The sequence below is a fragment of the Corynebacterium jeikeium genome (assembly GCF_000738175.1).
GTDB lineage: Bacteria > Actinomycetota > Actinomycetes > Mycobacteriales > Mycobacteriaceae > Corynebacterium > Corynebacterium jeikeium_C.
In genome coordinates, this window is sequence record NZ_JFCH01000046.1 from 1 (window position 1) to 13491 (window position 13491).

Annotated in this window: 10 protein-coding genes and 2 tRNA genes; 7 read left to right on the forward strand and 5 right to left on the reverse strand. The window is 63.2% G+C overall.

The features are described from left to right. Positions 1–149: 149 nt before the first annotated feature. Complete coding sequence (locus JQ46_RS07320; protein ID WP_237744771.1) at positions 150–542, reverse strand: ribonuclease domain-containing protein; 393 nt, start codon at positions 540–542, stop codon at positions 150–152. Positions 543–552: 10 nt separating this feature from the next. Then, complete coding sequence (locus JQ46_RS07325) at positions 553–2322, reverse strand: GMC oxidoreductase (protein ID WP_051876292.1); 1770 nt, start codon at positions 2320–2322, stop codon at positions 553–555. Between the two features lie 168 nt (positions 2323–2490). Between JQ46_RS07325 and dnaG the strand changes: the two genes are divergently transcribed. Continuing rightward, a complete protein-coding gene (dnaG, locus tag JQ46_RS07330; protein ID WP_034986758.1) occupies positions 2491–4476 on the forward strand; it encodes a DNA primase in 1986 nt (661 codons plus the stop codon). Positions 4477–4492: 16 nt separating this feature from the next. Here the strand turns inward: dnaG and JQ46_RS07335 are convergent, their stop codons facing one another. Next, on the reverse strand, positions 4493–4804 hold the full coding sequence (locus tag JQ46_RS07335; RefSeq protein ID WP_034986759.1) for a hypothetical protein: 312 nt from the start codon (positions 4802–4804) through the stop codon (positions 4493–4495). A 147-nt stretch (positions 4805–4951) separates the two neighbouring features. On the opposite strand from JQ46_RS07335, the gene JQ46_RS07340 reads away from it, so the two are divergent. The 4 genes from JQ46_RS07340 to JQ46_RS07355 all read left to right on the forward strand — a co-directional run bounded on the left by JQ46_RS07340 (position 4952) and on the right by JQ46_RS07355 (position 9205). Then, entirely contained in the window at positions 4952–6052 is a 1101-nt protein-coding gene (locus tag JQ46_RS07340) for an S-(hydroxymethyl)mycothiol dehydrogenase (RefSeq protein WP_034986762.1), read from the forward strand. Between the two features lie 87 nt (positions 6053–6139). Next, positions 6140–6781: an MBL fold metallo-hydrolase gene (locus tag JQ46_RS07345; protein WP_034986764.1), complete on the forward strand. Its 642-nt coding sequence runs from the start codon at positions 6140–6142 to the stop codon at positions 6779–6781. Between the two features lie 25 nt (positions 6782–6806). After that, a complete protein-coding gene (locus JQ46_RS07350) occupies positions 6807–8927 on the forward strand; it encodes a heavy metal translocating P-type ATPase (protein WP_034986765.1) in 2121 nt (706 codons plus the stop codon). Continuing rightward, positions 8927–9205, forward strand: a complete 279-nt coding sequence (locus JQ46_RS07355; protein ID WP_034967151.1) for a metal-sensitive transcriptional regulator — start codon at positions 8927–8929, stop codon at positions 9203–9205. The genes JQ46_RS07350 and JQ46_RS07355 overlap by 1 nt, the downstream gene beginning before the upstream one ends. Before the next feature lie 25 nt (positions 9206–9230). Here JQ46_RS07355 and JQ46_RS07360 read toward each other — a convergent pair whose 3' ends face one another. Further along, the gene (locus JQ46_RS07360; protein ID WP_034986767.1) at positions 9231–9905 is read right to left on the reverse strand and encodes an Ltp family lipoprotein; all 675 of its coding nucleotides are present in this window, start codon (positions 9903–9905) and stop codon (positions 9231–9233) included. 250 nt (positions 9906–10155) lie between these two features. Here JQ46_RS07360 and JQ46_RS11560 point away from each other — a divergent pair, with 250 nt between their 5' ends. Continuing rightward, positions 10156–13050: an exonuclease domain-containing protein gene (locus JQ46_RS11560; RefSeq protein ID WP_051876293.1), complete on the forward strand. Its 2895-nt coding sequence runs from the start codon at positions 10156–10158 to the stop codon at positions 13048–13050. Positions 13051–13106: 56 nt separating this feature from the next. Here the strand turns inward: JQ46_RS11560 and JQ46_RS07370 are convergent. Then, positions 13107–13182: transfer RNA gene (locus tag JQ46_RS07370), tRNA-Asn, on the reverse strand. A 235-nt stretch (positions 13183–13417) separates the two neighbouring features. On the opposite strand from JQ46_RS07370, the gene JQ46_RS07375 reads away from it, so the two are divergent. Next, positions 13418–13491, forward strand: a tRNA-Ile gene (locus JQ46_RS07375).

Consider the following 13491-nt stretch of genomic DNA (forward strand, 5'->3'; position numbering starts at 1 on the left):
TGGAGGTTCGACACCTCTTACCCTCAACCAACCGTAAACCGATTCGGGGCCTACACCCACATCACGCGCGACCAGGCTAACTGCCTCGCCTGCCACCACGCGCTCAACAGCAGCATCCTTAACATCCTTCGGAGTCCAACGCGTCACAACTACCTCCCGGTCGAAGTGGCGCATTCACCCCTTGACAGCACGCGGTAGTAGTCGCCCTTTTCCTTCGGCAGCAGACCTTCGTAGTTGCCGAAATGCTTGCCGTCGGCCTCCCCGTCGTCCGGCGGGGCATCCTGCAAAATGTCGTCGATCTGCTTTTTGGCCTCCGGTGGGAGGGTGTCAACGGCGCAGGTGTCGGCGTCATTGCTAGAAGCACCAGAAGCCGCACCGCTGTTTCCGCCGTTTCCGTCGGCTCCATCGCCGCCTTGCAGGCCGAACCAACCGGCCGCGACGACTGCCGCGCCGACGATCGGCGTGGCGTATTTGGCCCACTTCTTCGGCACTAGGCCCTGCGAGGGGCTCTGCGAGCGGCCCTGTGAACTTCCCTGAGACATAGGGAAGAGTCTAGAGCACGCGCAGTGGCAGCCGGAGGGCGGCCGGGGCGTCGTCCGGAACGATGGGGTTGTTCGGCTGCACCGGGTTGATGCGGCGGTAGCCCTCGGACTGCGGCGGGCGCGGGTCGGCCTCGCCCTTGTTCGGCCACATGGCGGCAGCACGCTCGGCATTCGCGGTGATGGACAGGGAGGGGTTCACGCCCGGGTTCGCGGTGATGGCGGAACCGTCGGTGATGAACAAGCTTGGGTAGCCCCATGCGCGGTGGTAGGGGTCCACCACGCCGTGTTCAGGCGAGGAGCCGATAACGCAGCCGCCCAGGAAATGCGCGGTCAGCGGGATGTTGGAGACCTCCGACCACACGCCACCTGCGATTCCCTTCGGCAGAAACTTCGCCAGGATGCGGGTGGCCGTGTTGCCTTCGGGGATCCAGGAGGGGTTTGGCTCGCCGGTACCCTGCTCGGAGCTCAACATGTTGAACGGGCCGACCTTGCGCAGGAAGGTGCGCAGCGAGTTATCGCGGGTCTGCATCACCAGATTGATGACGGTGCGCTGCGACCATTTGCTCAGGTTCACCAGGCGCGGGATAGCCTTGTATTGCAGGAAGACCTGCTTGATGAACTCGAGGAAGCGAGGCTGCAGCTTATCGCCGTCTGTCATGAGGGTCTGCAGCAGGCCCATCGCGTTGGAGCCCTTGCCGTAGCGCACCGGCTCGATGTGAGTATCCGGGGCGGGGAAGTAGGAGGAGGTGATGGCCACGCCCTCGGAGAAATCCATGTCGGGGGAGTAGTCCGAACGGTTCGCACCTAACAGTGCCTCGGAATTCGTGCGGGTGAGGTGCCCCAGCTTGTCCGACAGCTTCGGCAGGTTGCCGTTGGCCTTCTGGCGGTGCAGCAGGTTCTGGGTGCCCCAAGTGCCCGCGGCGACGACGAGGTTATCGGCGGTGAAGCTGCTGGTCTGCGGGTTGCGCTTGGTGATCGGCCCGGTCTGCTTGGCCTGCACTGTCCAGGTGGTGCCGTCGAAAGTGATGTCGGTGACGGTGGTGCGGTCGTGGACCTTCGCCCCGCCCTTTTCAGCCAGGTACAGGTAGTTCTTCAGCAGGGTGTTCTTCGCGCCGTGGCGGCAGCCAGTCATGCACTCGCCGCACTCGTGGCAGGCGGTGCGGTCGGGGCCAACACCACCGAAGTATGGATCCTTCACAGTCTCACACGGTTTACCTTCGAGCCCGACCTTTTCTCCGAAGAAGACTCCGACGGGTGCCATGCGGAACGTGTCGCCCACGCCCATCTCCTCGGCAACCTTCTTGGAGTACACATCGGCGGGGGTCATGGTGGGGTTCTCCACCACGCCGAGCATCTTCTGGGCCTGCTGGTAGTAGGGGGTGAGCTCGTCCTCCCAGTCGGTGATGGTGTTCCACTGCTTGTCGTTGAAGTATGCCTCGCCCGGTTGGTAGAGCGTGTTCGCGTAGTTCAGCGAGCCGCCGCCCACGCCTGCGCCGGCGAGGATCATCACATCCTTGAGCAGGTGGATGCGCTGGATGCCGTACAGACCGATTTGCGGCATCCATAGGAAGTCCTTGAGGTGCCAGGAGTTCTTGGCGAACTCTTCGTCCTTGAAGCGGCGGCCAGCCTCGAGGATGCCGACCTTGTAACCCTTCTCCACCAGGCGCAGGGCGGTGGTGGAGCCGCCGAAGCCAGAGCCGATGATCAGCACGTCGTAGTGGGTGGAGGAGTTGCCGGTGGCCTGCGATTCAGCCTGCGGGGTGGCCTGCGAGTCAGTCATGGGAGTGGTCCTTCGTGTTATTGCAGTGTGACGTAGATCCTATTTTGAACACGTTAGCGCCCGGTTCTGTCGCGGTGTGTTGTTTGTAGAAAATAGGTTGTATAGGTTGTGACGGTCGCCGATCTGGGACTTCCGGGGGACGTCTGGGGGTTGTACTAGCATGTGGCTATGGCTAAGGGCAGGATTCCGGAGCGGGACATCGAAGCAATTCGAGAGCAGACCCCCATCGAAGAGGTAGTGGGGGAGTATGTGCAGCTCAAACCGGGTGGCGTCGATTCCATGAAGGGCCTTAGCCCCTTTAAGGACGAAAAGACTCCCTCGTTCCACGTCCGCCCGAACCACGGCTACTTCCACTGTTTTTCCACGGACCAGGGCGGCGATGTTTTCAAGTTCCTCATGCTGATGGAACACATGTCCTTCCCCGAGGCCGTGGAGGCCTGCGCCGAGCGCATCGGCTACCGCATCAACTACGAGGGCGGCCGGCCCGGCAACCGGGAGGAGCCCGGCACGCGGCGCAGGTTAGTCGCCGCGAACAAGGCGGCCTTTGAGTTCTACCGCAAGGAATTTCTTGGTGACGCCGAAGGCGCGGACGTTGCCCGCAACTTCCTGATCGAGCGCGGTTTCACCATGGAACACGCCGAACAATTCGGCTGCGGGTATGCACCAGCCGGATGGGATCGGCTGACTAAGCACCTGCAGCAGAAGGGCTTTACGTTCAAGGAGATCGAGGCGGCGGGTCTGGGCCGCATGGGTAAGCGTGGCCCGATCGATAGGTTCCACCGCCGCCTCCTGTGGCCGATCCGTTCCGTCAGTGGAGACGTGATCGGCTTCGGTGCCCGCAAGCTCTTCGACGACGACCGTCTGGGCAAGTATCTGAACACGCCGGAGACCATGCTGTACAAGAAGTCGAAGGTGTTGTTCGGCATTGACCAGGCGAAGCGGAACATCGTGGCCAAGCACCAGGCTGTGGTGGTGGAGGGCTACACGGACGTGATGGCCATGCACGCCGCCGGGGTGGATACCGCGGTGGCCGCGTGTGGCACGGCCTTCGGTGCGGAGCACCTGTCGGCCCTGCGGCGGTTCATGCTGGACGACCAGTTCTTCCGGGGTGAGATCATCTACACCTTCGACGGTGATGAGGCGGGCCAGAAGGCGGCTATGCGTGCCTTCGAGGGTGACCAGCAGTTCTCGGGACGGAGCTATGTGACGGTCGCGCCGGGCGGGCAGGATCCGTGCGACGTGCGCATCAAGCGCGGCGATGCAGCCGTGCGCGAACTGGTGGCCTCCCGCATTCCGATGTTTGAGTTCGTAATCCGCACCCTCATCGCGGACTACGATACGGCCAGCATCGACGGGCGCGTGCACGCCCTGCGGCGCATCGTGCCGGTGCTGGCGGGAATTAAGGACGACGCGCTGCGGGACGAATACGCCCGCCAGGCCGCGGGCTGGGTCGGTTGGGATAACCCGAATGACGTGCTGGATCAGGTACGCAAGGAGGCGCGGAAGTCCGGCGGGCAGCGGCCGAAGTTGGAGTTGAAGACCGGTGCCGGCGCCGGCACGGCTGGTGGCGCAGGTGCCGCTGGTGCTGGAACGGCAGACGCTGCTGGCGCGGGCAGCGCAGGTGGCCCGAACCTGCACGTGGTCAAGGGCATGGAGCGCCCGAACCCGAACGACGACTACCTGGAAGGCCCCCGCGAGGTCATGAAGCTGGCTTTGCAGGAACCTCAGCTGGCCTCCACCATCTTTGACCTCATGCCCCCGGAGAGCTTTGTGCATCCGACATACGTGGCGATGGCGGAGGCTGTGGCGTCACTAGGAGGGGCGGCGAACAGCGACGGCGGGGCCGGATGGATCGAGAAGATCGCGGCGCAGATGAAGGACCCGATGGGGGCGGCGGTGGTCTCCGAGCTGGCGGTGGAGGATCTGCATTGCCTGCCGGAGAGGCTGCCGTACTACGCGGATGCGATCATGGCGCGGATGCAGGAGCGTTGGGTGGGCAGCGAGATTGCGGACATGAAATCCCGGATGCAGCGCATGCGCCCCGACCTGCAGAAAGAGGAGTATAACGCGCTGTTTGCGGATGTGATTGCGCTGGAGAAGTATCGCCGCTCGCTACACGAGCGAGCCTCGGACTTCGGCGACTTTACGCGCTAGCGGGCAGCTCGACGCGCTAGCGCTTCTTCTTGAAGGGATTCTTCGGCCGGTCGATCTGGTCGTTCGGGTGCTGGTCGTCCGCCTCGACGATGGTGTGCCCCTCGCCCAGGGAATCGCGGGTAGAGCGGTTCAGATCGCGCACCTCGTGCATGCGCGGTTCCGGATCCAGCCGGTTGGCCAGTGCCTTACGGCCGGAACGCACAACGGCCTTGGTGATGTCCGAGTTCACTGCGGACTGGTAGCCGCGGCGGATCTGCTCATAGCGGCGACGGCCGGCCTTCGTGCCCATCAGGTAACCCGCGGCGGCTCCGACGACGAGCTGAATCATGGTGGCTCCTTGGTTTCTTGCCTTGGTTGCTGCATTAATGCCGTTAGTGCCCCAATCCTACGCGAAGCCCCCGATGGCGCCGAACGGGGTGCTGTGCCCGCTGCTGGCTGGTTGCCGCTTTTCTGAACCGCCCGTACAGTGGGTGACATGACTACCACTGTGAAAGCTGTAATTTCCCGTGCAAAGAACGACCCCGTTGAGCTGACCGACATTGTGATCCCCGATCCGGGCGATAACGATGTGATAGTCCGCATTCAGGCCTGCGGCGTTTGCCACACCGACCTGGCCTACCGCGATGGCGGCATTACGGACGACTACCCGTTCCTGCTGGGCCACGAGGCCGCTGGCGTGGTCGAGCAGGTTGGCGACCGCGTGACCCACGTGGAGGTCGGCGACTATGTAGTACTGAACTGGCGCGCCGTGTGTGGCCAATGTCGCGCCTGCAAGAAGGGCGAGCCGAAGTACTGCTTCGCTACCCACAATGCGTCGAAGAAGATGACCCTCACCGACGGCACCGAGCTGGAGGCCGCCCTGGGCATCGGCGCTTTCGCTGAAAAGACGCTGGTCCACGAAGGACAGTGCACCAAGGTGAACTCCGACGCCGACCCTGCGGTCGCCGGTCTGCTGGGATGTGGCGTCATGGCCGGTCTCGGTGCCGCAGTGAACACCGGTGAGATCAAGCGCGGCGAGTCCATCGCCGTGATCGGTGTAGGCGGCGTGGGCATGGCCGCGATTGCCGGTGCAGCCGTTGCGGGTGCGACGAAGATCATTGCTATCGATATTTCTGACGCCAAGCTTGCCCGCGCAAAGGAAGAGTTCGGCGCTACCCACACGATCAACAGCTCGGGGCTTTCGGATGATGAGCTGGTGGAGAAGGTTCAGGAGATCAACGGTGGATTCGGCGTGGACGTCGCGGTGGATGCCGTGGGGCTGCCACAGACGTATAAGCAGGCTTTCTACGTGCGCGACCTGGCTGGCCGCGTGGTGCTGGTGGGTGTGCCGACTCCGGACATGACCCTGGAGCTGCCATTCCTGGACGTGTTTAGCCACGGTGGTGCGCTGAAGTCCTCTTGGTATGGCGACTGCCTGCCGGAGCGAGACTTCCCGATGTACGTGGATCTGTACCAGGAGGGCCGCTTCCCGCTGGATCGCTTCGTGGACGAGCGCATCGGAATCGATGGCGTGGAAGATGCCTTCGAGAAGATGAAGCAGGGCGAGGTTCTGCGCTCCGTGGTGGAGTTTAAGTAGGCAGGCTGGGGTGTAGGCCCGAAGACATTCAGGCCCCAGAAGTATCAGGCCCGACAGTTATCAGGCCCAAGAGTTAGAAGAGGAAGCATGAGCGAGCACAAGTTGGAAAACCCGCAGATCGAGCAGTTCGAAACCTCCGGCAAGTTCCGCCTGGACGGCGGCGAGTGGGACGTGGATAACAACGTCTACCTGCTGGTCAACGATGACAAGTGCATCGTGGTGGATCCGGCGCACGACGCGCAGGCGGTAATCGACCACGTGGGGGATCGCACCGTCGAGGCGATCCTGCTGACCCACGCGCACAACGACCACTGCGAGCTGGCCCCGGAGCTGGCAGAGAAGTGGGGAGTGAAGGTCTACCTGCACAAGGACGACCGGATGCTGTGGGAGGAATCCAACGGCGACGCGCCGTTTACCCCGATCGACGTGGAGGATCCGCGCTGGGCGGACTGGGGTGTGCGCCTGTACCACACGCCGGGCCACTCGCCGGGCTGCATCGTGGTGGAGGTTCCGGGACAGCATGCGCTGCTGTCCGGGGACACGCTGTTCAACGGTGGGCCGGGTGCGACGGGGCGGAAGTACTCCAGCTTCCCGACGATTATCGAGTCCCTGCAGTCCACGGTGTTCATCCTGCCGCACGACTTGAAGGTCTACCCCGGCCACGGTGACACCACCACGGTGGGTGCCGAGGCAGCGCGTATCGAGGAGTACATCGAACGTGGATACTGATACCCCCTAAGGGTATACTGGGGGCATGGCTGTAATAGATCTTGACATCACGGGCATGACCTGCGCCTCCTGCGCTAACCGCATCGAAAAGAAGCTGAACAAGCAGGAGGGCGTGACCGCCACCGTCAACTACGCCACGGAAAAGGCGCACATTGAAACAGGGGAGGGGGCGGCCACCGACGCGGATTCTTACATCGCCATCGTGGAGAAGCTCGGCTACGGCGGTAGCGTGCCTAAGCCGGAGAAGCCCGCCGGCGACGACCCGGCCGCCAAGGAGCTGCGCGGTCTGAAGCGCCGCCTGGTGGTTGCCATCGCGTTGGCCACCCCGGTGATCCTGCTGGCGATGATCCCGCCGCTGCAGTTCGACTATTGGCAGTGGATCAGCTTCGCCCTGGCCACCCCGGTGATCCTGTGGGCGGGCTGGCCTTTCCACAAGGCCACGTGGGTGAACCTGAAGCACGGCGCGGCGACGATGGATACCCTCATCACCGTCGGCACCTCGGCGGCCTATCTGTGGTCGCTGTATGCGCTGTTCTTCGGCCACGCGGGCGATCCCGGTATGCGCCACGGCTGGTCCATCCTGAACCACGCGGGCGACCCGATGGGGGACATCTACTTCGAGGTCGCCGCGGGCGTAGTGACGTTCGTGCTGGCGGGCCGGTACTTTGAGAAGCGCTCCAAGCAGCGCGCCGGGGATGCCATCCGCGCGCTGACGGACATGGGCGCCAAGCAGGTCACCGTGCTGCGGGATGGCGCGGAAACGTTGCTCCCCATCGAGCAGCTGCAGATCGGCGACCACTTCCTGGCCCGCCCTGGCGAGAAGATCGCCACGGATGGCCGCATCCTGGACGGCACGTCCGCCATTGATCAGTCCATGCTCACGGGCGAATCCGTCCCAGTCGACGTCGACCCCGGCGATGAGGTCACGGGTGCCACCATCAACACCTCCGGTCGCCTAGTTGTGGAAGCCACCCATGTGGGCGAGCAGACGAAACTCGCGCAGATGGCGAAGCTGATCGACGAAGCCCAGTCTGGCAAGGCCGACGTGCAGCGCCTGGCCGATAAGGTCTCCGGCATTTTCGTTCCGGTCGTCATCGTGATTGCGCTGTTAACGCTGCTGTTCGCGGGCTTCAGCAATGCGGTCGCGGTGCTGATTATCGCGTGCCCTTGCGCCCTTGGTTTAGCGACGCCCACAGCCTTGCTGGTTGGCACGGGCCGTGGGGCCGAGCAGGGCATTCTGATTCGCGGACCCGAGGTTTTGGAGGGCGCGCACGCCATCACCACCGTTGTGATGGATAAGACTGGCACGGTGACGACCGGCACCATGCGGGTAGTCGATGTGGAGCCGGCAGGCGGCAATCGCGAGGAGGTTCTGCGCGCCGCTGCGGCGGTGGAAGCGTACTCGGAGCACCCCATTGGCCGGGCAATTGCAGAGGCCGGCCGGGAGGAGTTCGGCGGCCTGCCGAAGGTCACCGGCTTTAGGAACCTGCCTGGACATGGCGTGGAGGGAACCGTCGAGGGCCAGGTGATACGGGTTGGCCGTGGGGACGAGGGGGCGTCCACAAATAAGGCAACCACAGTCAAGGTGAGCGCGGATGGGCGAGCGATCGGTACCATCAGCGTGGCCGATACAGTGCGGCCCACCAGTGCCGAAGCGGTACGGAAGATGCACGACATGGGGTTGAAGACCGTGCTGCTGACCGGTGACAATCAGCAGGTGGCGGACGCCGTGGCGCGCGAGGTCGGCATCGACGAGGTGATCGCCGGGGTGATGCCGGAGGACAAGGTGGCGCACATCCGCTCGCTGGAGAATGTGGCGATGGTTGGTGACGGCGTGAATGACGCGGCGGCGCTGGCGAGCGCGGACCTGGGCATCGCGATGGGCTCGGGTACGGACGCGGCGATTGAGGCGGCGGACATCACGGTGATGCGAGACGATCTGCTGGCTGTGGCTGATGCGCTGCGACTGGCACGAAAGACGCTGCGGACGATCAAGATGAACCTGTTCTGGGCGTTTGCCTACAACGTGGCGGCGATTCCGCTGGCCGCATTCGGGCTGTTGAACCCGATGCTGGCCGGGGCGGCGATGGCGCTATCTAGTGTGTTTGTGGTGAGCAACAGTCTGCGGTTGAAAGGATTCAAATAATGCACGGTTACTTGAGCGACAAGGAGCGCTACTTGGCGCGGCTGAAGCGGATCGAGGGGCAGGTGCGCGGGCTGCAGCGGATGGTGGATGAGGAGCAGTATTGCATCGACATCCTCACGCAGGTCAGTGCGCTGCAGTCTGCGCTGAAGGGCGTGGCGCTGGGGTTGCTGGACGACCACATGAACCACTGTGTGCGGCACGCCGCAGAGGCTGGGGGAGAAGAGGCCGAGGAGAAGCTGGCGGAGGTATCCCAGGCCGTGAAGCGGTTGGTTCGTTAAGGGGTAGGGGAGGCGCAGGGCTGCGTTACAGGTGGTCGATGGCGTACTGCGCCTGCTCCTCGGTGAAGCCGGAGTTAGTCTGAAGCATCTCGAGCAGCTCTTCCTCGGGCAGGGGAGAGCCTGTTTCGTTGAGCTTGCGCGCGCAGTTGAGGGCCTGCTGGTTCCAGTCAGGATCAAGCTTGTTGATGGCCGTGGTGATTTGATCGTCGGAGTAACCCTGCAGTTGCAGATTCTCGCGCAGGCTCTTTTCGGAGAGATTGAATTTGAGGGCGGTCATGGCGGCATCGTTGGCTTGCCGCTGGGTCTTGGGAGCGTCGGTTGGCTGCGCGATGGCCGTGCTCTCAGTGGATTCCATGGCGGTGCTGCCGGTGGCCTCGCTTTCGGACGTGGAGTATTGGTTGAGCTCGCTTTGAGGAGCGTTGGATGCCTTTACTGGTGCGCTGGCTGGCGCCGGGGCGGGCGCCGCAGTCGAAGTGTTGGCGGGGCGCTGGTGCGTGGAGGCTGCGGCGGGCTGTGGGTTGATTCCGCGACCGTAGTCCTTGTTGTTGGCAACGTACCAAATCGCAGCGACGAAGATGCCGACCAGGACGATGGCGCCGATGAAGATTAGCGCGAGGCGGCTGTTGATGGGGTCTTGAAGGGCGTCTTTCTGAGGGCCTGCGTGGGAGTCTCTCTGAGGCGTGCTGTCGGGGGAGGGCATCTAACTAAAGTCCTGGTACTCGTTGCTGGGTGCGTGTTGGGTACTTGCGGGTGACGTGCGCGGCGCCTGTGTGGAAGGCGAAGGCGCAAAGCCCGGTCGTAGTAGTAGATGCGGCGGGGAGACATTTTGTTTCCGTGGGCGGGCTTTTCATCAACAACTGGCAGCTGTTTGGTGGTTGACTGTTAGCTATCCGCCCCCAACACGCTGTGGTCCGGCGCAATTTCGAATGGCAGAAAGCAGAAGAAAACCTATGGTCACCTCAACCCAGCCTCAGTTCGCAGTCGTCGACGTAGAGACGACTGGCTTTGGTAAGCACGACCGGATTGTAGAAGTCGCTGTTGTTCATGTGGACGCCACCGGTTCCATTACTAAATCGTGGTCTACTCTGATTAACCCGAATCGGGACATTCCCAACGCATGGGTTCACGGAATCAAGGCAGCGGACGTTGCGAATGCGCCAACGTTTGAGGAGATCGCCTCCGCGCTGGCTCACGAGCTGGACGGGCGCATCTTCGTGGCCCACAATGCTGCCTTTGACGCGCGTATGGTGCGCCAGGAGTTTGAGCGAGCCGGCATTCGCGGGCTGAATCTGATCGACAATTACCTTTGCACGATGCTGATCACCGGCCGGGTGTACCGCTCGTCAGGGCGCAGCCTGGAATCCGCGCTGGCGTGCGCGGGTTTGAGCAATGATTGGCCCCACTCCGCGTTGGGCGATGCGATGGCGACAGCCGCACTTCTAGGCCACTACATCGCCACCCGCAACGTGCGCCTCAATGGTGTGCAACCCGTGGAAGCATTGCGGGCGCTGGGAGCCTCGCTGCCGGTTGCTGCGCCGGTTCCGCGTGGGGAAGGGATCACAAAGCCTGGGGCATGGGTGCGCGATCTGGCTTCCGGTGTTCCGTTCAAGGGCTTCCCGAATGTTGATAGCTACTTGGAGCTGCTGGAACGTGCGATGCTGGATCGGGTTCTGACGACCTCCGAAATCAACCAACTGAAGGAATCCGCCAGGGAGCTGGGCATCGGGCAGGAGGAAGCGCGCGAGATTCACGTGAACTTCGTGCGCCAGCTGGGGCTCTTGGCCTGGGCTGATGGAGTGGTGACAGACGACGAGCGCCGGGAATTGGAAAGCGTGGCGGAATCTCTCGCGGTGGAGCAGGACGTGGTGCGCGAAGTTCTGCAAGGGCCGCTGGCGCCTAAGCCGCCTACGCCACCTAAGTCGCCGCAGCCGTCTGAATCGTCGGCACCCAAGCAGACCGTGGAAAGCTCGGATTCTCCGCAAACTCCACTCGCAGATCAGCCGGATACTTGGCTGGGGAACTTCGCCCTTAAAGCGGGCGACCGGGTGACCTTTACCGGGGCGATGGAGTTGCCACGCGCCACGTGGGAAACTCGCGCCCAGGAGGCTGGGCTGACGGTCGGGGGAGTGACTAAGAAGTCGAAGTTGCTTGTTGCCGCCGACCCGGAATCTCGCAGTGGTAAGGCGCGCAAGGCCATCGAGGTGGGTGTGCCTATTGTCAACGAGGCCACCTTTGCGCGCTTGCTGGGCGAAATGGAAGCAGCGGATCATGCAACATCCGTGCAGGTGGATGCGGTCAGCTCCCTACAGGCGAATCTGTACGAAGACGGGGGCGAGGGGGCGTCATTCTACGAAGAACCAGAAGACAGCACCTACAGCGACGATGACGCACCTGCCGCAGTGGTGCTGGCCGAGTTCTTTGCGCAGGCCGATGCGCGCGAACAGCTAGTGCTGCAGGAGCGTTTCGCGGCGGTAAAGCCGAGGACGCTCGATCAGCTGGGGCAGAAGCTCGGGCTAACGCGCGAGCGGGTGCGGCAGATCGAAAAGGGAGTGTTGAAGCGGCTGCGGAAGCAAGCGAAGGAGGGACCGATTGCGGAGCTGATTGAGGCGATCCGTGCGCAGGCCTATCCGGTGGGCACGCTGCAACAGATCGTGGACAGCCACCCCGAGCTGGACGAACAGGTGGAATGGTGGGGTGCGCCGCTGTGGCTGATCCTGGATCGCCTGGACGATTCCTTCCTGGTGGAGAAGGGATGGGTGTGCTTCCCGGACCTAAAGACGGCTGCCGCACGCACTGCAGAATTGCTGCAACGGCACACGAACGAAGAAGGCGTGGCGCGGCTCGGCGAGCTGGAGACGGAGCTGGAACCGGCGCTGCTGACGGAATGGTTGCGCCAATGTGGCTACCAAGTGCTGCAGGGGCATGTGCTTACTCGTGTTGGTTCGTTGCCGGCGCGGGCGGCGGGCATCCTTTCCATCCGAGGCGTGCCGATGAGCGTCGGGGAGATTTTCAAGGCCGTGGGGCAGGGGCGTACGGAGCGATCGTTCCGCAATGCGTTGGCTGCCACCGACGAGCTGATGCGCACGAGCACGGAGGAGTGGGCGCTGCGGCGCTGGGGTTTGGAGGAGTACACCTCGCTGAAAGGCGCCATCGGGGTTCGCGTGCAGCGGGCCGTGGATGCGGGTGAGCCTGGCGTGCCTTTGGCGGACCTGCTGGCTGAGCTGCCGGGGAAGTTCGGCGTGGCCGAGAGTTCGGTGCGGCTCTACTCCTCTGAGGGCGACTTCGAGTTGGCGGATGGTCTGGTGATCCCGCGTGTTTCGGAGAACGTGAACAACGGCACGCCCGAGGAATCCGACCGCATGTACCTGTGCGATGGCCGGTGGCAGCTGTTGCTGACGGTCACTTCGGAACACCTGCGCGGGTCCGGTTGCTCTGTGCCCAATGGGCTGACTGCCATGTTGGGAGTGCGCTATGGGGAGCCGTTTGAGTTGCCGAGTGAATTGGGGCCGCAGAAGGTCTACTGGTCGACCATGCACACTCTGGGCTCCATTAAGCGGTTTTGTGACGCCCTTGGCTTGCAGCCCGGCGACCGCGCCTGGGTGGACGTGCACGAGGGGCAGCGGTTTGAGGTTCGCCGTGCATCCGGGCTGACGGGTGCCACGGGACTGGCTGGGGTGGCGGAGTACGTGGGCGCATCGCCGGAGGGGACGGAGCCGGAGCTGGAGGCCCGGATTGCCGAGGCGCTGGGCTTGCGGGCGGATGCACCGAGGCGGAAGGTGCTTGCGCGCTTCCGCCACCGTGGAGCCAACGGGGTGGTGGACGTGCTCGAGGGGCTGTGGGTGTAGCTCCGATGCGACAAGCCCCGATCTTCTGCGTAATGCAGCCGATCGGGGCTTGTAAGTGGCTCCCCCAACTGGGCTCGAACCAGTGACCTTTCGATTAACAGTCGAATGCTCTGCCAACTGAGCTATAGGGGATTAAGTTGTGTGAGCTCGGGGGTTAATTCCCTTGCCCTGTGCAACGAGATCATACTCTATATGCCAACGGTGCAAACAGACAAATCGGCTGCTCAAGGGAGCATTTCTGGGGTATAGATAGGGGTGCGGTAGGGATTCGATGTATCGAAAGCGGGGTATATGAGTGCCCGCGCCGGGCGGTGTGGTTGAATCTTTTGTGAGCAAGCCGCTCAGTTGGAGTGGTTTGGCTTTGCTGGGGGCTATAGCTCAGTCGGTTAGAGCCGCGGACTCATAATCCGCTGGTCGCGGGTTCGAGCCCCGCTGGCCCCA